We start from the raw sequence: 22,279 nt of genomic DNA on the forward strand, positions 1-22,279 counted from the left end.
TCTCGTTAAAGGCCAGATTTAAGGCTAGCTTCAATAAACTTGTCCAAATCGCCATCTAAAACGGTTTGGGTATTTCGGTTTTCAACACCGGTACGTAAATCTTTAATGCGGGAGTCATCTAAAACGTATGAACGAATTTGACTGCCCCAACCAATATCAGACTTAGCGTCTTCAGCGGCTTGCTTATCAGCATTTTGCTTATACATTTCCAACTCGTACAACTTGGCTTTTAATTGCTTAAAAGCCGAGTCACGGTTTTTATGCTGTGAGCGGTCATTTTGACACTGCACCACGGTATTTGTTGGAATATGGGTAATACGTACTGCAGAATCCGTTTTGTTAACGTGCTGACCACCGGCACCTGATGCGCGGTAAGTATCAATACGTAAATCAGAAGGATTGATGTCTATTTCAATATCATCTTCGATTTCAGGGTATACAAATACCGAGCAAAAAGAAGTATGACGCTTACCTGATGAATCAAAAGGGGACTTACGCACTAAGCGATGTACGCCAGTTTCTGTCCGCATCCATCCGAACGCATATTCACCAGTAAACTTAATGGTTGCGCCTTTAATACCGGCAACATCCCCTGCGGTAACTTCAATCAATTCTGGGCTAAAATTATGCGCTTCGCCCCAGCGTAAATACATACGCAGTACCATATTGGCCCAATCTTGTGCTTCTGTACCGCCTGAACCTGATTGAATATCAAGATAACAGCTTGCAGCATCATTTTTGCCAGCAAACATACGGCGAAACTCTAGATCTGCTAGACGCTTTTCAAGTTCAGCAATTTCGTTACTGGCGTCATTGAAGGTCTCTTCATCGTCTTCTTCAATGGCTAATTCCAATAACCCAGCGACATCTTCAAGGCCAGAATCCATATCATCAATGGTTTTTACAACGGCTTCAAGTGCTGAACGCTCTTTCCCTAACGCCTGGGCACGCTCAGGTTCACTCCATACTTCTGAACTTGCAAGCTCTTGGCTAACCTCTTCTAAACGCTCACTTTTAGTAGCGTAGTCAAAGGTACCCCCTAAGAAGTTCTGTGCGCTCGGCCAGCTCCTTAATTTTGAATTTTACCGGATTAACTTCAAACATGAATTTTCAACTTAAAAAATAGCGGTTAACAAAAGGTTTAACGACGTATTTTACCCCATGCGCGGCACTAAACCTAGACCGAAGTAGGGTTAATTAAGCCGAATAAATTTCAACTGTATTTATCAAGATTTGATAGCTTAGCTATACTGTAATAATGAACTCAGATAATCCAACTTGTTGCTACCACGAAGACGAAGGATTTTCCTGCCATGAAACTGCAGAGCCTTCAGGTCTTTGTTACTGGCATGACCCACGCATTATTAAAAACAAGCCTGACGACAAAGCTAGGCTTGAAGCTTTTGCTCGAGGCGGAGGAATGCTTCGCGGCATTAGCTTAAAGCGGGCAAACTTAGCGGGTGTTGACTTAGTTAAACATCATGCAAAAACAGGTTTTGATATGAGTCATGCCGAGCTATATCGGGCTAACCTTCAAGGCGCACATATGTTCAATGTCAACCTTGAACAAGCTAGCTTAATGAAGGCCGATTTACGTGATGCCAATATGCATTGCGCCAACCTAACCAACACCAATCTATTAGGCGTAAAATGGAAAGGTGCCAAAATTGAAAACATTCATACGGGCACGAAAATCAAGCAAGAACGTATGGCTCGTAAAGCAGATAGGTTGGGAGAAATAGAAATTGCCTTGGATTATTACCAACAGTCTGAAGAGATATATCGTGACTTACGTAAAGCTGCCGATCGTGAAGGCTTATTTGCCATGGCCGGACATTTTATGCGTAACGAGCTAATAATGCGACGACATCAGATGCCTAAGTGGTCATCAAAACGCATGATATCTAAGTCAATTGATCTATTGTGCGGTTATGGTGAAGCGCCGCTTCGAGTCATAGGATTTTCTATGGCACTGATTGTATTCTGTGCAATGTGTTTCTTTTTCACCGGTCTTAGCTATGGTGAACAAATCCATCAATTCGACTTCGACAATAGTATTAGCCAAAACATTAAGCTGCTTCTAAACTGCATTTACTATTCAGTTGTTACCTTTACCACCTTAGGTTATGGCGACTTTACACCCATTGGCTACTCCAAATTGGTTGCGGCAATAGAGGCCTTTACGGGTAGCTTTACGATTGCGTTATTCGTGGTGGTATTTGTAAAAAAAATGAATCGTTAATCATTTCTTACTTAAGGCTAACTTTCCCAACACTCTTGCCATGACAAACACTGAACCAGGTTCTACTGTGGTAATAAAAGCGTGATACAACGGATATTAATGCTAGCTTACAACAAGCTTAACAGTGCACCAACAGCTGCAAAACTGGCAACAAGCAGCACAATACTAAGCTTAAATATTTTTAATACTCCAAAGCCAATTACCACCAACGCCATATCGAGCGAACTCACCACACCACTGCTAAAAACGGGCTGATACAGGGCGGCAAACAGTAACCCTACCACTGCGGCATTCACCCCAGCTAATCCACCAGCAATAGCCGGACGTTGACTAATGGCTCCCCAGCTATTTAATGCCACTAACATCAATAAAAATCCGGGTATGAAAATAGCGATGGTGGCGACAAGTGCACCTAAAATGGGTGATTCTTGCCAAATATCAGCCCCAAGAAACGTGGCTATAGTAAACATGGGTCCTGGTACAGCCTGTGCTAGCGCATAGCCAGTTAAAAACCTATCTTGGGTAACAAGATCGCCAACATTAGCCTCAAGTAGCGGCAGTACAACATGGCCACCACCAAACACTAAACTGCCAACTTGATAAAACTGTCCAAAAATTTGCCCAAGACTATCGGGCTGAGACGCTAAAAAGTAAGAAGCAATTAACCCTAAAACAAAAATAGCTAACCACAGTAAATTCAACTTTATTTCAGGTATATCAGGGGAGGTATTTTCACCGCGAGTCAGAACTAAGGCACCAATAATAGCCGCAACAGTTAATACCACTATTTGTGTTAATAATGCCGGAAATAATAAAATACACGCGACAGTGGATACCATTAAACATTGCGCCGTTTTACGTTGGCAAAATTGCTTAAACATACCCAGAGTAGCATCAGCGACTACAACAACAGCAAGTAATTTTAAACCGTGAATAGCACCTGCAACCATGTCCAATTGCAACCAACTAGCAGTGGATATAGCAAATAGAAATAACAGTAAAAATGAAGGCAGTGTAAAACCTAAAAATGCTGCAAATGCCCCGGGAAATCCACCTTTATGATAACCAATCGCAAAGCCGACTTGGCTTGAGCCTGGCCCTGGCATAAACTGGCTTAAGGCGACAAAACTGGCGTATTGCTTATCATCCAGCCAATTTAAATCTTGTACAAAGGTTTTTCTAAAATAACCAATATGTGCAGCTGGGCCACCGAAACTAATTAATCCTAATGCTAAAAAACGACTAAAAATTTGCCACATGCTGAGATCCTAATATTCTTATATCGATTTAGTTTATGACACTATTATGAATACTTAATGACAAAGAGAGTCCTTTTCTAACATCACTAGCACTTCATAGTGGTCGGTATGTGGAAACATATCAAACAACTGCACCTTGGTAATTTTATATCCTGATATCATCGCCAAATCTTTCACTAAACTGGTTGGGTTACAACTCGAATAGACTATCGCTTTCGGCGAAAATGCGCTTAATGACTGACAAAGCGACTCGCCTATTCCGCGCCTTGGCGGATTAACAATAATTAAATCAGGCTTATCATTTGCTGCGATCCCATTAGCAAAATCGGTAGAATCCAGCGCCCTAAAGCTGATGTTTTCTATACCCATTTCTGCGGCCGACATCTTGGCGCACTCTATCGCTTCAGCCTCAATTTCAATCCCAGTTAACCGAATTGTTCCACTAGCACAATGTAGTCCGAATCCACCCACCCCACAAAATAAATCCCAAATATGTTGTGGATTAAATGCAGCTACCCACTCCCGAGCCGTTTGATAAAGTTGCTCAGCTACCTGCGGATTGGTTTGAAAAAAACTTTTAGGACGAATATATAAAGGCACATCATTAAAGCGATCAGCAAGACGGGTTTGATCGGTTAAAAATATTTCTTGATCGCCCTCTAAAATCGCCATATGAACAGGTTGAATATTAACCGACACTAAACTGAGTTTAGGAAACTCAGCCTGTAAATGAGGTAGTTCTCGCTTAATTCGTGAAATTGCCTGTTCACTGTTCAGCACAAAGCGCAGCATAAATTCACCAGAGATATAACTTCTGGTTAGCAGAATAAATTTAAGCTCACCTTTACTTTTATCGACTCGATACGGCGGAATTCCCGCTTGTTGCACAAACAATTGCAATCTATGCAATAGCTGCCGCATATCTTCAGGATAGAGTTGGCAATCGCATAAACTAATGGGCTGCCCCTGGGGATCGACAATACCTAAAATAGGTTGATGTGCTGCACCTAACACCACCATTTTGGCTTTATTGCGAAAACGATTTTCTTGGCTTGCAATAGGTACAAGCCATTGCTCAACAGGCAATTGGCCAAAAAACTGCTGTAGTTTGGTCATTTTATGCTGTAACTGTTCTGACATAGGGATTTGAATATCACGACAGGATAAACAATGATCTTTTTCAAAAAACTCACACTTCACAACTTGATGCCTTATCAGAATTAAGTACTTTTAACGCGTTATCACATAAACTTTTAAGCTGCTGAAGTTGTGCCAGATCGCCACCCACTTTACAACGCATCATTTCAGGGACTGATTCAGCTTGTTGGCGAAGCATTTGACCTTGTTCGGTAAGGTGTAATACTCGTACTCGCTCATCTTCCTCACTACGGCCTCGTATTACTAACTTTTTTACTTCTAAGCGCTTAAGTAAGGGGGTTAACGTGCCTGAGTCTAAATGCAATCGCTCGCCCAAGGTTTTAACGCTTATGCCCGCCTCTTTCCACAACACTAACATGACTAAATACTGCGGATATGTCAGTGATAACTCCTCAAGCAAAGGGCGATAAGCACGGATCATCGCATTAGTGACACTATATAATGAAAAACACACCTGATTTTCAAGTGCTAATGGGTTGGCTGGTGGCATAAATATTCCCTTTAAAATTTGCTCAAGTATAACATATTCTAGTTGTGCACAATCTATAATATTTGCCAACAACAGAGAATACTTTGCCAAGAATTTATTATATTTTGCTAGGGAGGCATATTAATCCGATATCTTTGCTACAGTATTCAATACGCCTGCCGATATACAAATAGACAGAATACAAAAACCATTATTTAATAAAAGTGAGGTTTATATGACAATTTCGGTAAACGCTCCAAGCAACATGCCAGCAAATATTGATTCAGGCCATAGCTTGAAAGCCGCTGTTATGGCGAAGGATCAACAAAAAGTGGAAGGTCAAATGGCACTGCAACTTATTGAAGCAGCAGCGCCTCCAGCACCTGTTGGCAATGCAGGTCACAATATTAATACGACTGCCTAAATTTTTACTGTGTAATTAGCTATCTTAAATTGCGACACCTTAGTGATTACGTCATTATGGTCTGTCATGAATAATGGATAGAGAAATACATTGATGAAAAATTTATCGGCTTTGGCTGCTGTTGGGTTAACTGCGGTTGGTTTAACTGTGATTGGTTTAACTCCAATTGCGCAGAGCTACGCCGCTACGTCTGTGGCTCAAGCGCCTAGCTTTGAGTGCAATAAAGCACGCGGGTCTATTGAGAAGCTTATTTGCCAATCTGAAGAGTTGGCTCTACTGGATATTCAGTTACAGCCCCTTTTCAGCCAATTAGTTTCACAAGTCGATGGGCAGCAAGTTAACCAGATTAAAGCTGAGCAAAGAGGCTGGATTAAAGGCCGTAATGATTGCTGGAAAGCCAATAACCCTAAAGAATGTACTAAGCTTAATTACCAATCTCGTATAACTGAGCTACAAATTCTAGCAGGCGCTGTAGAGGTGCCAAGTGCAACTTATTATCAATGTGGCCATGATCCACAGAACAAATTAACAGCCTATTTTTATAATAATACCGTCATCCCAGCCGCAGTATTCAGCTACAGTCAGGCGAAAAAAACATCTAGCGTGCCTCCAGCAAATTTATCCCAATTAGGACTATTAACCCGTACGGCTTCTGGCGCTAAATACCAGGCGCAGAATACTAGCCTATGGACTCATCAACAACAGGCGACGATTGAACAAGTTAATCAGCTGCCAATAAGTTGTAAGTTAATAGTCGAGTAAATAGATAACATGGCAGTCTAAAGTAATCAAATAAGGGTGGTTAATCTTGCAACCACTCAAAAGCTTGAGGTTTGTCGTTGAAAGACATCATCTCGCCGTTAATAAACCATCCCCCCACTTTTACAGCTAAATCTTGCCAATTTTGGTCACCAAAAATAGCCACTTTATTAAAACTGGTACGGTGTTTAACTCCAAGCTTTAAGTCATCCCAAGCGGCCTGTAACTCCCAGCCCTCAAGTTCGCTTATATCCACAAACATGTTCATCTTAGGCTTAGCAACTTGCGCTAATGCATCATCCAGTATCGGAGTAATAATTTGATAGTCTTCATGGGTGAGCTTACCCACCACCTTCATAATGATAAAAAAGTGTTGTTGATGACGCTCAATTCCTATTGTGATCCCATGTCTTTGCATAGCTCAACCTCTACATTTATTTTCAATGGTTAATCTAGGTTGAAGTAAAGCTAAGTTAAGCTAACCCCAACCCGATTATCAACTGACTATAATTTAAGCACTTTTAAGCAATAGATAACGCCGATTAGCGCACACTTAATAGAATCGGCTTTTGTAGCGATCACACGCCATACAATAGAGTGACTACGCCGAGCACCACAAATAAAGCTGCACAAGTTCTGTGGATCATTTTCATCGGTAATTTATCAGCACTAAAATGACCCAGTAATACCACTGGCACATTGGCTATTAACATCCCTAATGTAGTGCCTATTACCACCATGGCAAGTGCATCATATTTAGCCGCTAATACGACTGTGGCAATTTGAGTTTTATCACCCATCTCGGCAATAAAGAACAAAATGAAGGTAGCCATAAACGCGCCTAGTTTATAAAAGCTATTATCATCCTCATCCATTTTATCGGGTATCAGAACCCATAGGGCAATAGCAAAAAATGACAATGCAACGGCATAGCTAGCCCATTGAGGATCAAGCCAGCTAATAGCAAACTGTCCGACCCAAGCCGCGACAAAATGATTGAGTAGTGTTGCCAACAAAATACCTAGAACAATGGCTGATTTATTGCGAAAACGCGCCGCTAACAATAATGCTAACAGTTGAGTTTTATCGCCAATTTCAGCAATAGCCACGGTAAAGGTTGAAGTAAGAAGTGCTTCCAAGGGAAAATCCTAGCGTTATTAGAGGGCATATAAACCAAGCACAAGCAACAGCAAGCCCTCTAAGCTACTGTTACCGTACTAGGTCTTGCTTAACAAAGGGCTTCTTTGTTGTTTATACCATGGCAATATGGCCAATTATGTTGATATAAACGCCAAAAGTTATTGATGGCAACAACTTAAAGCTAGCTACTCCCCTAAAACGAGGGCTGCAATATAACCCAAACTTAAAAGGCATACAACATCATAATGCCCTTCTTCTCATTTCCTAATTCCCAAGCCAGCTAATGAATGCACAATACAAATATTGGCTTTGATGTTGGCGGGCTAAATGTTATGTAATTGTTTCTACACAGTGCAAAAATTCTTTAAACGACTAAGTTTCTTGCTTGAGCTGTTTGCCTTCTGCTAATGTCGCTTGCAATAAAACAATAACTATATGGACGCGTTCGTGAATTTTAAAACACTTGGATCTATTTCGATAGTCGCTGGTACTGCTATTGGTGGTGGCATGCTTGCATTACCTTTAGCCACTGCGGCACTGGGGATCGTCCCAGCTATCTTGCTGCTCATTGTCATTTGGGGCATCTCTGCATACACCTCTTTACTCATGTTAGAAATCAATTTACGTACCGGTATAGGCGATAATGTCCATGCCATTACCGGTAAAACATTAGGTAAGGTAGGGCAATTAATTCAAGGTGGATCGTTTTTAAGTTTATTATTCGCCTTAACCATGGTGTATTTAATGGGTGGCTCCTCCCTACTGGAAACCCGCTTAGCCCCATTAGGTCTTAACTTAAGTAATCAAGCAGCAGTGCTATTATTCACCCTCGTTTTTGGTGGCATTATTGCCGTAGGTGTTAGCTGGATAGATAAAGTCTCTCGAGTGCTGTTTACCGCTATGGTGGTGTTACTCGTATTGGTAGTCGCCTTTTTACTGCCCGATGTTAATTTAAGCACCGCATTGACTAACACAATGAGTGAAGTCGCTCAAGGCAATGAGTTAACTCACTTATGGCTAGCTGCTATTCCTGTGGTGTTTACCTCATTTGGTTTCCATGTGTGTATTGCCACGATTGTGCGCTATCTTGATGGTGATGCGATATCACTGCGTAAAGTACTGTTAATTGGCTCTACAATTCCATTAGTTTGCTACATTTTATGGTTATTGGTCACACTAGGTACGCTAGGTGGCTCAACAGTTCATCAACTTGGAGGCTCATTGCCTAAACTGGTAATGGCACTACAAGGGTTAGTTGAGTCACAAATTGTCAGCCAATTTATTGATATTTTTGCCAACCTCGCACTCATCACTTCATTTTTAGGCGTCACCATGAGTCTGTTTGATTATGTGGCTGAACTGACTCGTGCTCGAAGTGATGTCGCTGGCCGTATTCAAACCTGGTTAATTACCTTTATTCCGCCATTATTATGTGCTTTATTCTATCCAGATGGCTTCTTTCAAGTATTAGGTTTTGCGGCTATTCCTTTAGTTGTGATGATCATATTTTTACCGATCGTGATGGCACTAAAGCAGCGGCCTCAGAACTTAGGTGGTTATCAAGTGATGGGTGGCATGCCGGCACTGATAATAGCAGGTATTATCGGGGTCTTAATTGTGATTGCACAGTTAATGGTCGCATTGGGTTAATGGATAGCTAACAGAATTAAATTTAGTTTGTAACTGGTTTTTTCTGACGCTGTTAACCTGTTACAAGTTTTGTTAAAGTCAGGCCTAGGCCTGACTTTTTTGTGGGTCAATATAGTCGTTTAAACATCACGCTAAATATCTAAAATAATAAATACACTAATGTATATTCGGTTTATTTCACATACTGCCAAACCCCTTGAGCATGTGATTACTTTATCAAAATGGACTTATAACAATGAAAACATGGTTACTTACGGCGGCGATTGCTGCCAGTTTTACTGCCCAAGCCGATGAAGGCATGTGGCAGCCACACCAGTTACCCGCCATGGCTGACATGCTCAAAGAAAAAGGCTTAGAAATAGATGCGAAATCAATTTCTAAACTCACTGAATTCCCTATGAATGCGGTCATTAGTTTAGGAGGTTGTACTGCCTCTTTTGTGTCACCAAAAGGCTTAGTTGTTACTAACCATCACTGTGCTTATGGTGCAATTCAGTACAACTCAACCCCAGAAAAAAATCTATTAAAAGATGGCTTCTTAGCCAAAACATACAAAGAGGAATTACCGGCAACACCGGGGTCGCGCGTTTATGTTACCGAAGCGGTAACCGATGTGACCGATAAAGTCAAAAAAGGCCAAATGGATAAAGTAGGCAACGACTTTTACACCGGTATCGAACAGCAGGAAAAAGCCTTAGTTGCTGAATGTGAGAAAGAAGACGGTTACCATTGTCAGGTTTACAGCTTCCATGGCGGCTTAGAATATTATCTCGTTAAGCAGCTCGAAATTCGTGATGTTCGTTTAACCTATAACCCAGCTGGTAGTGTCGGTAAATATGGTGGCGATATCGATAACTGGATGTGGCCTCGTCATACTGGTGACTTCTCATTTTATCGCGCTTATGTAGGCAAAGATGGCAAGCCAGCGGACTTCCATGCAGACAACGTCCCGTATGAGCCAAAAAGTTTCTTAAAAGTGTCAGCTAAAGGAGTTAGTGATGGCGACTTTGTGATGGTCGCAGGCTATCCGGGTAGCACTAATCGTTACCGCACTGCAAACGAGGTTGAAAATCAATTCGAATGGGCTTATCCAGAAGGTAAGATTCTGCGTGAACGCATGATTGAAATCATCAAAGACACTGCAGCAGAAGGCACAGATGATCGCATTAAGTATGAAAGCTTAATTGCTGGACTAGCAAACTACGCTAAAAACTTTGCCTCTATGATTGAGTTCTACGGCAAAATGCCTATGTTAGATGATCGCAAAAAGGTAGAAAGCGACCTAGCATCATGGATTAATGCTGACTCGGCGCGCCAGGAAAAATATGGTAAAACCTTAGTTGAATTAGATAAATTAGTCACTAAAAGCCAACAAAACCAGCAGCGTGATACCTTATTAGGCTACATTACCTACACAACCATGCTGACAACAGCGCGTGATTTATATCGTTTAGCTAACGAAAAAACACTACCTGACATGGAGCGTGAACCAGGTTATCAAGAGCGTGATATAGCCAATTTCACCTCAAGTATGGAACGTATTGATCGTCGCTATGCAGCTAGTGTCGACAAGGCATTGTTAATAGAAATGTTAACGCGTTACGCCAACCTACCAGTAGAACAGCGCTTACCAGCATTTGATAAAGCCTTCAATATTGGCAACAAGTTCGACGCTAAGAAGCTGAATAAAACCGTAGATAAGATGTTTGCTAAAACAAAATTAGCTGATCAAGCTACCCGTTTAGCATGGATGGATAAGTCGGTTGCAGATTTTAAAAAGTCTAACGACCCCTTCATTCAGTTTGCCGTCAGTACCTATGATGAAAGCATGAAGCTAGAGCAGGCACAGAAGCAATTATCGGGTGACCTAATGAAAGTACGTCCACAGTTTATGGACGCTATCATTGCTTATAATCGTGAGCTTGGTAAACCCGTTTATGCTGACGCCAACTCAAGCTTACGAGTTTCCGTAGGTAATGTGAAAGGCTATTCACCACAAGATGGTTTGGTGGCAGTGCCCTTTACACGCTTAGAAGGCATCTTAGCTAAAGATACAGGCATGGACCCATTTGATGCGCCCGCTAAGCAGCTCGAGTTAATCAAACAAAAACAATATGGTGACTACTATGTCAAAGCCATTGATTCTGTTCCAGTTAACTTTTTATCAACCTTAGATACGACTGGCGGTAACTCTGGCTCACCAACACTAAATGGCCGCGCTGAATTAGTCGGTTTACTATTTGATGGTGTGTATGAAAGTATTATTGGTGATTGGGGCTACGATGCCAATAAAAACCGTTCAATCCAGGTTGATAGCCGCTACATGTTATGGATTATGGAGCATGTTGATCACGCCGATAATCTATTAGCAGAAATGGAAATCGTTAAGTAACGCCTATTGGTTGCATTAACATGCTTAATTCGGCGGCCGTTAACGGTCGCCGTTTTGTTTCTGGCAAATCACCTAATTCTACCTCCCCAATCGCGACTCGCTTTAAATCAATCACCCGATAGCCTAGTGTTTGACACATTTTACGGATCTGTCGGTTTAATCCCTGGGTCAATACTATTTCGAATTGTACCGAAGCCAAAGACTTTACCAGGCACGCTCGAGTCGTGACGTTTTGACTGGCTTGATGATAGGTCACGCCCGCTGCCATTTTCGTCAAAAACAGCTCATCAAAAGGTTTATCAACACTGACATGATAGGTTTTTGAATGATGAAAATCAGGATGCATTAATCGCTGGGTTAATTGACCGTCATTGGTGAGTAATAATAGTCCTCGGGAATCTTTGTCTAATCGCCCTGCAGGATACAATCTTGGCCCTTTAGGTAAGTGATGCAGTAAACTACTAGGGTCGCTTTCAATTAAACGACAATCGACTCCTACAGGCTTATGATATAACCAATAGACTTTATCTTCAGGCTTAAGAACTTTTACATCGTCGACACGAATATCATCAATAAAATCAGTATCAATAACCGTTGAATGTAAAGCTAAACAGCCATTAATAGTGACTCGACTAGCCTCAATAATTCTTGAACATTGACGCCTTGAGGCGATGCCGCAAAGGGCAAGGTAATGGGCTAAACGATATTGAGCCATACTGGTTTATGCTGGCACAACGTGACGTGATAATGACTGTTGTACAACTATGTGTTGGCGTATGCTTAATCCAAGGCATACACACCATAAAATATTCGCTTGAGTTAACACCCACATACTAGACGATACCCAACAGAAATGACTACCATTGTCATCGCAGGAAGGGAAATCAAGTAAATGCCAATCTAATAAACGAATTAAGTTAACGGACGTGACTATTGCCACTATCGATAATCCAAACACCACTCGAGTCATGGTGCTTTTGGGTTTAAAGTAATCAGCGAAACATAAGCAATGTAAGACTAGCGAACCAACTAAGTACAAGGTTGAAACCTTGCGATGCAACTCTAAGAAGTTAATTGGAAACATCCCCATCAGCGCAATACTCAAGCCAACAATACCCCCTACAACGGCAATTCCTCGGCTTAAGACATCCGAAAAAGTAAAATAAATAGCCAAAGTGCCTAACAAGAAACATACACCAGCTGCAAGCAAAGACAGGTTAAACACCACAGCTAAAGGAGAATTCATATAATCCCCTAAAATATCAGGACGAATAGTAAAGATGCTGGTTTGCATTTGTTGTACTTGTGAAAATAATGCAGACGAGACGCCAACACTGGCAATAATTGCCGCAGCTAATGACATAAAGACAATCACTAGATGTAAGTCGTAATTTGTATGCTGTTTATTCAAGGGGATCTATTATTAGAAATAAGACAATCGAGCTTACCTGTATCTTTAAAAAAGTAAAAGCCCTAAACACGGTTTAGGGCTTGCTGGTACTAATGCTAATACAGTCAGCAGATGGTATATTTAAATCAATATTGATAGATTATGCACGCTTTCGAAATATCACAATAATGACCGCAACAACCGCTAAAATCATACAATACCAGGCATTCGATACCGCCGTTAACGGGCTGATAGTAAACACTGATGCAATTAATAATGCTTGGGCACCATGTGGGATTAATCCCTGAATAATACAGGCAAAAATATCCATCACACTGGCAGCTCGCTTAGGGCTGACACCGTGTTTTTCTGCTAGGTCTTTAGCGATATCACCAGTCACCACAATGGAAACCGTATTATTTGCCACGCAGGTATTTGTCGCGGCCACAATACTTGCAATGCCTAATTCAGCTGCGCGCGGTGACGTATCGCCCGCAGACTTAGAAAAACGGCTAATTAGCCCTTCGACCTTATCATTCACAAATGCCAAGCCACCCTGCTGTTGCATTAGTGCAGCTAAACCTCCCACCAACATAGAGAGAATGAAGATTTCTTGCATATTGGTAAAGCCAGTATAAATATCATTACCAAATTGGATGACATTGTAATCTGCAGCTAATATCCCTGTCAGGCCAGCCAGTAAAATACCCAAGGTTAACACCACAAATACATTCAACCCTGCAACGGCCAAAATCAGTATAGTTAAATAAGGTAATACTTTTATAAATTCAATTTGTTGCGGGGCAATAATAGCCTGCCCTTGGCCTGCAAATGAAAAAGCAACAAGCGTTAAAATTGATGCCGGAATAGCAAAGACTAGGTTTTCACGAAACTTATCTTTCATATCACACCCCTGGGTGCGAGTCGCAGCGATAGTCGTATCCGAAATAATGGATAAATTATCACCAAATAATGCCCCAGACATTACCGCACCGGCCATTAGAGCGTATTCAATTTGTGCCTGGTCTGCCACACCTAAAGCCACAGGAGCAACTGCTGCTATAGTGCCCATTGATGTCCCCATAGCAGTGGCAATAAATGCCGCTATCATAAAGAAACCGGGTAATAATAAGTCCGCGGGAATAAGCGATAAACCTAGAGCAACTGTAGCATCAACGCCACCAGTCGCTTTAGCAACAGAGGCAAATGCACCCGCCAGTAAATAAATTAAACACATGGCGATAATATTGCTATGGCCAATCCCCCCAATGAAGGTTTCAATGGCGTTGTTAATTTTTTGTTTAGAGAGCAGCATTGCCAAAATGATCGCAGGTAAAATAGCAATCACACTCGGCAGCTGATAAAAAGCATAATCGACACCTTGGCTTTGAAAGTACACTCCAGCGCCAATAAATAGTCCGAGAAAAACAAATAAAGGAAACAAAGCAATAAAGGATACGGTTGGCGAGCCTTTACTTGTGGTGGGTTTAGTCAAAGTCATCTCTCTTTTTCTATATTCTTTAGGCTTATGACGGACAAGCAATATTCATCTGAGTAAATACTGTGTTTACATCCTACACATCCTATTCATCTGAGCCAAGAATAAGAGAAGTTATTTTAAATTGCAACACAGACGTCTAGACTTCTTTCCTTCCGACCAACTTTTTACAAAGATAGCTCAATAATTAAACAAAACACCACTAATATAGCCAATCATGTAACAAAAATACCATTCCACTCTCACACTTACCCTGCCATAAAGTATGGCTAAACTGAGTTGTAGAATAAAATAAACAATAATGCCCGCTATTGCGGGCATTATTGTGACTAACATTAAGCGGTTAACACTTATTCGTCAGAGTCACCTAACGATAACAAGGTCGCATTACCACCAATAGCGGTAATGTTATTGGTGCGGGTTTTCTCGGTAACAAAACGGGTTAAATAGTGTGGACCACCCGCTTTAGGACCAGTACCAGATAAACCTTGACCACCAAATGGTTGTACGCCTACTACCGCGCCAATTTGGTTGCGGTTAATGTACACATTACCCACATTTACTTTATCAGCAAGATTTAAAGCATGACCCTCGTTACGGCTATGAATACCTAAGGTTAATCCATAACCCGTGCTATTAATTTCATCGATAACCTTAGCTAAATCAGCCGCTTTGAAACGGATAACATGAAGGATTGGGCCAAAATGTTCTTTGTCTAACACTTTAATCGAATCAATCTCTACCGCTGTCGGGGCGACAAAGTGACCATTTTCAGTCCCTGCAGGTAACGCAAGTTGGTTAATTAATTTACCCACTTGCTTGATATGATCGATATGGGCATTTAAGTTAGCTTTAGCCGCCGCATCAATTACCGGGCCCACATCTGTTTTCACAGAACTTGGGTTGCCAATGGTTAATTGCTCCATTGCGCCTTTCATCACTTCAATTACGCGATCGGCAACATCATGTTGTACATATAGTACTCGTAATGCTGAACAACGCTGACCGGCACTGGTGAAAGAGGCAGACACAATATCATTAACCACTTGCTCAGGTTGTGAAGTTGAATCCACCACCATCGCATTTTGGCCACCGGTTTCGGCAATTAACGGAATAATTGCACCATCACGGTTTGCTAAAGTACGGTTAATTAGCTTAGCCGTACCGGTAGAACCAGTAAAACATACACCACCAATACGCTCGTCAGCGGTTAATACAGCCCCTACTGTCGCGCCAGTACCTGGTAGGAATTGCAACACGTCGGTAGGAATACCCGCTTCATGCGCTAACTGAACCGCGCGATAACCCACTAGGCAAGTTTGCTCAGCAGGTTTAGCAATAACGGTATTACCCGCAGCTAATGCCGCACTGGCTTGACCTAAGAATATCGCTAATGGGAAGTTCCAAGGGCTGATACACACAAATATACCGCGGCCTTGTAAAAACAACTCATTCAACTCACCTGTTGGGCCAGGAAGCAATTCTGGCTTAGCCATCATTTTCTTCGCTTGCACCGCGTAATAGCGACAAAAGTCAACTGCTTCACGGACTTCATCAATGCCGTCTTGGATACTCTTACCCGCTTCACGGGTACAAAGTGCAATTAACTCTTCACGATTTTCTTCTAATAAGTCAGCCAGTTTTTGCAATGCAGTGGCACGGATTTCAACTGGAGTACGTGACCAGCGAGCAAAAGCACTCTCAGCTGATGCAATAGCAGTTTCAATCGCTTGGCTATCAGCAAAAGCCACTTTACCGACCATTTTAGTGGTATCAAATGGGCTAACTACGTCTCGCATTTCACCGGTTAAGGTTTTGCCATTAACCAATGGGCCTGCTTGCCATTGTGTTTGAGCGTATTTCTCGATTGCAGCAAAAAATGGCTCAGACTCTGAAATAATGTTCATATTTAATCCTTTAGAATTTTTACGTTCAGCACCGAATATATCCGCCGGTTTAACAATCTTATGATTGGTAAAGCTCTTATAGCCTTTTAGAGTCACCAAAGGGTGTACCACTAAAGACTCGATAGGGGTTTTCGGGTCGACCAACTTATGCACAAATGATGTATTAGCACCGTTTTCTAATAAACGGCGCACTAGGTATGGGAGTAAATCCCTGTGGGCACCAATTGGCGCATAAATACGCACCGTTTTAGCACCACTTTCTGCAAGCATAGTGTCATAAAGCTCTTGTCCCATACCGTGTAGACGTTGGAACTCGTATATGCGATCTCCCGCCATAGCGTCTATGCTAGCGACGGTTTGTGCATTATGGGTGGCAAACTGTGGGTAAATGTTACCGCGAGTTGATTCGGATAATAAAAAACGTGCACAGGCTAAATACGATACATCGGTACCCGCTTTACGCGTATAAAGCGGATAACCTGCCTCACCCGCTTGTTGAGCCCATTTAAGCTCGCTGTCCCAATAGGCACCTTTAACCAAGCGCAACGGAATTTCATCACCTTGATCTTTAGCAAGGCGGTTAATCCAACATAATACCGGTAAACAACGCTTAGAATAAGCCTGAACAACAATACCGAGTAAGCCCCAGCCCTTTGCTTCTTCTGATTGATACAGCTTTTTGAATAAAGCTAAAGATAACTCTAAACGATCAACTTCTTCAGCATCAATTGAAATGCCAATATTCAGCTCACGAGCTTGCACTATTAGCTTAATAACGGTGTCATATAATTCAGTCAATACGCGGTCAATATTGGCCACTTCATAACGTGGGTGCAACGCTGAAAGTTTAATTGAAATAGTCGGTCTTGGCGCGTCAGTTTCATCGTATGCCTGCGCACCGAGATCGCGAATAGCATGACTGTAATCGGTAAAATATTTTTGTGCATCTTTAGCGGTTAACGCAGCTTCACCCAACATGTCATAACTGTGGGTATAGCCCATTTCACGTTTGTCTTCGCTATTCTTTAATGCTTCTTTAACATTGCGACCAAGTACAAACTGTTTACCCATAATCTTCATCGCAGCAAGCATAGCTTGGCGGATCACAGGCTCACCTAAACGGTTAACTAGACGATTAATCAAATGGCTTGGAGTACCATCTATTTTTCGATCTAACTTAACGATTTTACCCGTCAGCATTAATCCCCAAGTAGAGGCATTAACCAGTACAGAGCTACTTTTACTGATATGTGCATCCCACTTAGCGCCAGATAACTTATCATCAATCAATGCATCGGCTGTGTCAGCATCTGGGATGCGCAATAAGGCTTCGGCAAGACACATTAAAATAATGCCTTCTTGGGTTTCTAAGCTATATTGTTGTAAGAATGCATCAACACCAACCATCAAGCCTTTCTTTTCAAATTGGCGAACTTTAGTCACCAATTCATGTGCTCGACGAGTCACCTGCTGAATTTCTTCATCGGATGAAGGCACCAGCGTAATTAACTCTGCTAGATACTGTTCTTCATCAACAATGTAATTGTCAGTAACTGCTTTAAACAATTCTTCGAGAGTGGCGTTGTCATAGCGACCGCCCAGTACTTCACTCGCTTTGAACATCATAATCGCTTCCATCATGGTCAGTTGAAGGAGGGTAAAAACCAATGGGTGTGACGTACATTACAGCATTTTATTTTGTATACAATGTACGATTCGGGCGAGTATACAATCAAAATGTGATCAAGAACACTCTCTATTAGCCCATAAACTCGCTTCGGTGCACATAAAATGTAGCAGAAGGTTTACCTGTTTAATATTAGCTAACTTAATGATAATGTCAGGAACAAAATTTACTCATAATTATCAGCACCTTACAATGCTAAAAAACAAAAAAGGCGAACACATGATATGTTAGCCTTTCTGTTTGAAAATTTGATATATTGTCGGTTAGTTACATCCATCGACTCTTTTTACGCAGCTGAGGACGGGGTAAATACACTAAAATGATCCCAATTAGCGCACCAATACCAGCAATAATGCCACCTTGTTGCCACATCTGATATTGTTGATCTTGTTTAGTCGTATCCACTTTAGCTTGGGCGGTATCACGTTCAGCTAAGGCTTTTTCTAAGGCAGATTGTAGCTCTGTCACTTTTTGCTTGGCTAACTCGAAGTCTTGACTAACATTATCGGTTCCCAATGAGATTTGATTAAGTTGCTCATTAACCTTAATAAGCTCTTGCTCAACTTGAGGGAAACGCTCTCTTAAACTAGGTTGTTCGGTAACAAACGCACTACGAACCCAGCCCTCACGGCCTTTATTATCGATAATTTGAGAATACTCACCCTCTGTCTTACCTAAAAACTGAATAGGCTGACCCGCTTCTACACTACCAATAATACGAAAATCAGTGCCGGGTCCACCGTGAATATAGGTAAACACATCATCTGAAATATAATGTGAAGACGTTTGAGCATTAACGCTCAACGACAACAATAACAAAGCAAAAAAATTAATGACTTTCAACACAGCCTTTTCCCTAACGCTATCAAATAGCAATCATGTTATTTATTTAATCCCATTAATGCTATTTACTTAATCCCATTAATGCAAGAAGGAAGTCATATGACTTCCTTCTTAAGTCGAGATTAACTTCTATTATTAACTAAAGATACTTTTAATTATGTAGAAGAACACGATAGATAGGCCTGCACCGGCTGGTAAAGTCACTACCCAAGATATTACGATGTTACGAACCACACCGATATTGATTGCAGCAATACCACGCGCCATTCCCACACCTAACACAGCACCCACTAAGGTTTGTGTTGTAGAAATAGGTAAACCTGTTCCTGAAGCAAGTACAACCGTTGAAGCTGCAGCTAACTCAGCAGCAAAACCACGACTCGGTGTTAAATGAGTAATGTTTTTACCGATAGTTTGCATTACGCGTTGGCCAAATATCGCTAAACCTAACACAATACCGACAGCACCTAGCGGAAGGATCCACCATGCTAAAACAGCTTGAGAACCAATAACACCGCCACTTTCAACAACTGACACCACAGCCGCTAATGGGCCAATAGCATTAGCTACATCGTTTGAACCATGGGCAAATGCCATGCAACATGCTGTAACAACCATCAAAATTGCGAACACTTTTTCAACGTTACCAAATTGTGTTTGGCGGTCCGCTTTCTCGCTCATTTTTAAACGAGAAATGGCAACTTTACCTAAAAGACCCACAACAACTGCTATAGCAGCAGCGAGTAAGTAAGCTTCTAAAGTAGAGAAATGTAAACCAACATGTTTTAAGCCTTTAGTGATAGTCACAAGTGACATCACAAAGCCAGCCAATGCCATATAAAACGGCACATAACGTTTGGCATTACCCAATGGATCTTCTGTATCAAAAATCAGTTTTTGCACACTTTGGAAGATGGTATAAGCAATGAAACCTGAAATAGCAGGAGTAACTACCCAAGAGCCTACGATTCCAACTACCTTACCCCAAGCAACTGCATCAACATTAACACCTACCGCAGCAAAACCAATGATAGCGCCGATAATTGAGTGAGTGGTCGATACAGGCCAGCCTAAAGCTGATGCAACAACTAACCAAATACCCGCCGCAAGTAGTGAACCAATCATACCGTAAACTAAATATTCAGGCTGTTCGGTAAAGTAAGCAGCATCAATAATACCGTTTCGAATTGTACTTGTGACTTCTCCACCTGCCAAAAAAGCACCAGCAAATTCAAAAATCATTGCGATAATAATCGCTTGTTTAATCGTAATGGCATTAGAACCTACAGAAGTTCCCATTGCATTGGCAACATCATTTGCACCAATACCCCACGCCATCAGAAAACCAAATGTGGCCGCAAGCGCGATTAGCGTCGGGCCGTTGGTGATTAATACATCAACCATGTCTTTTCCTTGATAACCTTGTGATTAGTTACGAGCTAACATAACCTCTAGACGGGAGCCTACACGTTCAGCAATGTCAGCTAAACCACCCACCCACTCGATAATTTTGTATAAGAACATTACATCAACTGGATTCAATTCTGACTCAACAGCATACAGTTGACGACGAACCTGGATTTGAAGATCATCTGAATCTTCTTCAATTTTATCCAATTCGTTGATCATATTGGCAACCAACTTCACTTCACGACCACGAAAACCTGTTTCGAGTAAGTCATCAAGTTCATTAATTGCTTGTTTTGCTAACGCAACAGCATCAAGGCAACGCTTAAGGTAAGCATTGAACGACTCTTGTACTGGTTTAGGGAGGACTAATTGACGTCCGATGACACGGCCGGAAATGTCTTTTGCTGTGTTGGCGATTTTGTCTTGCTGAGTTAACAACTCAAGTAAGTCAGTGCGCTCAACCGGCATAAATAAGCCACCAGGCAGAGTTAAGCGGATTTCTCGCTTCAACGAATCAGCCTCTTTTTCAAGCAAGCTAATTTGTTTGCGAATTTTAACCGCTTCATCCCAATCTCCTGCCATTGTGGCGTCAAAGAAAGGAACAAGAAGGGCAGCACATTCATGAACTTTATCGATATGCTGTTCTAAAGGCTTTAAAGGTGATTTTGCAAATACACCTAAAATAGAGTTTACTGGCATTGCCGTTTACCTATTTAATTAATTCCAACTTGGAAAAGCGGGCGCATACTAACTCAAGCGTCCACATAAAGAAACAGTGTAGTTTCAATTTCGCACTACTGTGATTTACACTTGCAGCACAGAGTATAATTTATCTGAGCGGTGCAATCCTAAGGGATTTTTATTACAGAAATGTGACATTGTGAACTAAATATGACGCATTAATGAATATTTGATTACAAGGTGAGTAATAAGTCAATGAATGCTGAAATTGAGTTGAAACTGTTGGTGTCTCCCCAAGACCATGATTCATTAATAAAAAACCTTAATAAACTGCCTGATGCATCTTACTGTAAAAGTGACTTTTTATTTAATCATTATTTCGATACTAGCACATTACAATTAGCACAATGGGATATGGGCTTGCGTGTCCGCGGCTCAAAAAACCATCAAGAGCAAACTCTTAAAACGGCAGGGAGTGTTATTAACGGCCTTCATAGTCGCCCTGAATATAATGTGTCGACCGCTGAAAAAACACCCAATCTTTTTTTATTTCCCGAACATATTTGGCCAGAAGGCGCCGCAATCGCTGCTCTAAACTCTGCGCTAATGACTATTTTTGACACAAATTTTACACGGCAAACTTGGATAGTAAACCTCAATCAAAGCAAGATTGAGGTCGCGCTAGATAGCGGAGAAGTGATTACCCCTAAAAATAATGGGGTAATAAGTGAACTGGAATTTGAGTTAATAAAGGGTAACAGTGCAGATTTAATCTTATTAGGCTTAATTATAGTTGAGTATATTCCACTCAGATTAGGTCAGCAAAGTAAGGCATTAACAGGCTATTTATTATCAGGAAGAGCTCCTTACCAGCTCAATACTAACTGGCCTACTGAATTAGATAACCTGAAAAGTTCAGCTTATATAACCCCAGAAGCACTTAAACCATTACTCAAAATGGGACTCGAGCATTGGCTGCAACTAGAAAGCGCTTTGGAGTACATGGCTAACCTGATCGATAGCGAAAGTCATCCGCTAGATGAACTACACAATCAGCAATTAACCGACACCTTGGCGAGAACCGCTCTCTACCTGAGTACCTTTGAGCAACTATTACGCTGCATAATGCTGATCAGCCACGCTATGCTGCAACATAAAGTGTGCAGTGAGCAATTAAAGCAAGATACTCAACCGTTAACGGCACTTATTAACCGCCTAATTATCGATTTAACAGCAATACCAAACTGCACGCCACAATTACCAAATCTAGCTCACTCATCTTTAGCCTGTATAGAAAATCTTTGGCAACTTAAAAGCTACGGTAAACTGCAACTCACCTTGATGCTGTACCTCACATGCTAAAGCTTAAC

The 22,279-nt window shown here is 41.5% G+C and carries 19 protein-coding genes and 1 riboswitch; of the genes, 6 read left to right on the forward strand and 13 right to left on the reverse strand.

Features of this window, described 5'->3' with window-relative positions; translation table 11 throughout:
• Window positions 1–5 precede the first annotated feature (5 nt).
• Window positions 6–1,104 (reverse strand): peptide chain release factor 2 gene (gene prfB / locus FJ709_RS16790; protein ID WP_226411303.1). Its coding sequence is split into 2 segments (ribosomal slippage): window positions 6–1,028 and window positions 1,030–1,104, totalling 1,098 coding nucleotides; the frame shifts between segments, so codons are not numbered across the junction.
• Between the two features lie 154 nt (window positions 1,105–1,258).
• On the opposite strand from prfB, the gene FJ709_RS16795 reads away from it, so the two are divergent.
• Entirely contained in the window at window positions 1,259–2,242 is a 984-nt protein-coding gene (locus FJ709_RS16795) for a pentapeptide repeat-containing protein (protein ID WP_226411305.1), read from the forward strand.
• 107 nt (window positions 2,243–2,349) lie between these two features.
• On the opposite strand, the gene chrA is transcribed toward FJ709_RS16795, so the two are convergent.
• The 3 genes from chrA to FJ709_RS16810 are packed head-to-tail and all read right to left on the reverse strand — an operon-like array spanning window position 2,350 to window position 5,149.
• Window positions 2,350–3,501, reverse strand: coding sequence for a chromate efflux transporter (gene chrA, locus FJ709_RS16800; RefSeq protein ID WP_226411307.1), 1,152 nt, complete (start codon window positions 3,499–3,501; stop codon window positions 2,350–2,352).
• Between the two features lie 54 nt (window positions 3,502–3,555).
• Window positions 3,556–4,701, reverse strand: coding sequence for a 23S rRNA (uracil(747)-C(5))-methyltransferase RlmC (gene rlmC, locus FJ709_RS16805; RefSeq protein WP_226411309.1), 1,146 nt, complete (start codon window positions 4,699–4,701; stop codon window positions 3,556–3,558).
• Window positions 4,691–5,149 carry a MarR family winged helix-turn-helix transcriptional regulator gene (locus FJ709_RS16810; RefSeq protein WP_226411311.1) on the reverse strand — a complete coding sequence of 153 codons (459 nt, stop codon included), beginning with the start codon at window positions 5,147–5,149 and terminating at the stop codon, window positions 4,691–4,693. The genes rlmC and FJ709_RS16810 overlap by 11 nt, the downstream gene beginning before the upstream one ends.
• Window positions 5,150–5,363: 214 nt before the next feature.
• Between FJ709_RS16810 and FJ709_RS16815 the strand changes: the two genes are divergently transcribed.
• Together FJ709_RS16815 and FJ709_RS16820 are read left to right on the forward strand one after the other, a co-directional pair.
• On the forward strand, window positions 5,364–5,552 hold the full coding sequence (locus FJ709_RS16815; protein ID WP_226411312.1) for a cytoplasmic protein: 189 nt from the start codon (window positions 5,364–5,366) through the stop codon (window positions 5,550–5,552).
• A gap of 93 nt (window positions 5,553–5,645) precedes the next feature.
• Complete coding sequence (locus FJ709_RS16820; RefSeq protein ID WP_226411314.1) at window positions 5,646–6,314, forward strand: MliC family protein; 669 nt, start codon at window positions 5,646–5,648, stop codon at window positions 6,312–6,314.
• Window positions 6,315–6,354: 40 nt separating this feature from the next.
• Here FJ709_RS16820 and FJ709_RS16825 read toward each other — a convergent pair whose 3' ends face one another.
• On the reverse strand, window positions 6,355–6,729 hold the full coding sequence (locus FJ709_RS16825) for a SpoIIAA family protein (RefSeq protein WP_226411316.1): 375 nt from the start codon (window positions 6,727–6,729) through the stop codon (window positions 6,355–6,357).
• A 160-nt stretch (window positions 6,730–6,889) separates the two neighbouring features.
• Entirely contained in the window at window positions 6,890–7,450 is a 561-nt protein-coding gene (locus FJ709_RS16830; RefSeq protein WP_226411318.1) for a TMEM165/GDT1 family protein, read from the reverse strand.
• 91 nt (window positions 7,451–7,541) lie between these two features.
• Window positions 7,542–7,657: riboswitch (yybP-ykoY riboswitch) on the reverse strand.
• A gap of 241 nt (window positions 7,658–7,898) precedes the next feature.
• Here FJ709_RS16830 and FJ709_RS16835 point away from each other — a divergent pair.
• Together FJ709_RS16835 and FJ709_RS16840 are read left to right on the forward strand one after the other, a co-directional pair.
• On the forward strand, window positions 7,899–9,101 hold the full coding sequence (locus tag FJ709_RS16835) for an aromatic amino acid transport family protein (RefSeq protein WP_226411319.1): 1,203 nt from the start codon (window positions 7,899–7,901) through the stop codon (window positions 9,099–9,101).
• 235 nt (window positions 9,102–9,336) lie between these two features.
• Window positions 9,337–11,493 (forward strand): S46 family peptidase, encoded by a 2,157-nt coding sequence (locus tag FJ709_RS16840; protein WP_226411321.1) that lies wholly within the window; start codon window positions 9,337–9,339, stop codon window positions 11,491–11,493.
• On the opposite strand, the gene FJ709_RS16845 is transcribed toward FJ709_RS16840, so the two are convergent.
• From FJ709_RS16845 to FJ709_RS16875, 7 genes are all read right to left on the reverse strand, one after another.
• Window positions 11,486–12,208: a 23S rRNA pseudouridine(2604) synthase RluF gene (locus tag FJ709_RS16845; RefSeq protein ID WP_226411323.1), complete on the reverse strand. Its 723-nt coding sequence runs from the start codon at window positions 12,206–12,208 to the stop codon at window positions 11,486–11,488. The two genes, FJ709_RS16840 and FJ709_RS16845, sit on opposite strands and share 8 nt — an antisense overlap.
• A gap of 6 nt (window positions 12,209–12,214) precedes the next feature.
• Window positions 12,215–12,904 (reverse strand): hypothetical protein, encoded by a 690-nt coding sequence (locus FJ709_RS16850; RefSeq protein WP_226411325.1) that lies wholly within the window; start codon window positions 12,902–12,904, stop codon window positions 12,215–12,217.
• 139 nt (window positions 12,905–13,043) lie between these two features.
• Entirely contained in the window at window positions 13,044–14,384 is a 1,341-nt protein-coding gene (locus FJ709_RS16855; RefSeq protein ID WP_226411327.1) for a Na+/H+ antiporter NhaC family protein, read from the reverse strand.
• A gap of 347 nt (window positions 14,385–14,731) precedes the next feature.
• Window positions 14,732–17,926 carry a bifunctional proline dehydrogenase/L-glutamate gamma-semialdehyde dehydrogenase PutA gene (gene putA / locus FJ709_RS16860; RefSeq protein WP_226416039.1) on the reverse strand — a complete coding sequence of 1,065 codons (3,195 nt, stop codon included), beginning with the start codon at window positions 17,924–17,926 and terminating at the stop codon, window positions 14,732–14,734.
• A 316-nt stretch (window positions 17,927–18,242) separates the two neighbouring features.
• Complete coding sequence (locus tag FJ709_RS16865) at window positions 18,243–18,821, reverse strand: TIGR04211 family SH3 domain-containing protein (RefSeq protein ID WP_226411329.1); 579 nt, start codon at window positions 18,819–18,821, stop codon at window positions 18,243–18,245.
• A 132-nt stretch (window positions 18,822–18,953) separates the two neighbouring features.
• Window positions 18,954–20,222, reverse strand: a complete 1,269-nt coding sequence (locus tag FJ709_RS16870; protein WP_226411331.1) for an inorganic phosphate transporter — start codon at window positions 20,220–20,222, stop codon at window positions 18,954–18,956.
• A gap of 24 nt (window positions 20,223–20,246) precedes the next feature.
• Window positions 20,247–20,927 carry a TIGR00153 family protein gene (locus FJ709_RS16875; RefSeq protein ID WP_226411333.1) on the reverse strand — a complete coding sequence of 227 codons (681 nt, stop codon included), beginning with the start codon at window positions 20,925–20,927 and terminating at the stop codon, window positions 20,247–20,249.
• Window positions 20,928–21,164: 237 nt separating this feature from the next.
• On the opposite strand from FJ709_RS16875, the gene FJ709_RS16880 reads away from it, so the two are divergent.
• Window positions 21,165–22,271 (forward strand): CYTH domain-containing protein, encoded by a 1,107-nt coding sequence (locus FJ709_RS16880; RefSeq protein WP_226411335.1) that lies wholly within the window; start codon window positions 21,165–21,167, stop codon window positions 22,269–22,271.
• Window positions 22,272–22,279 lie beyond the last annotated feature (8 nt).

This window comes from Shewanella glacialimarina, assembly GCF_020511155.1.
Taxonomy (GTDB): Bacteria; Pseudomonadota; Gammaproteobacteria; order Enterobacterales; family Shewanellaceae; genus Shewanella; species Shewanella glacialimarina.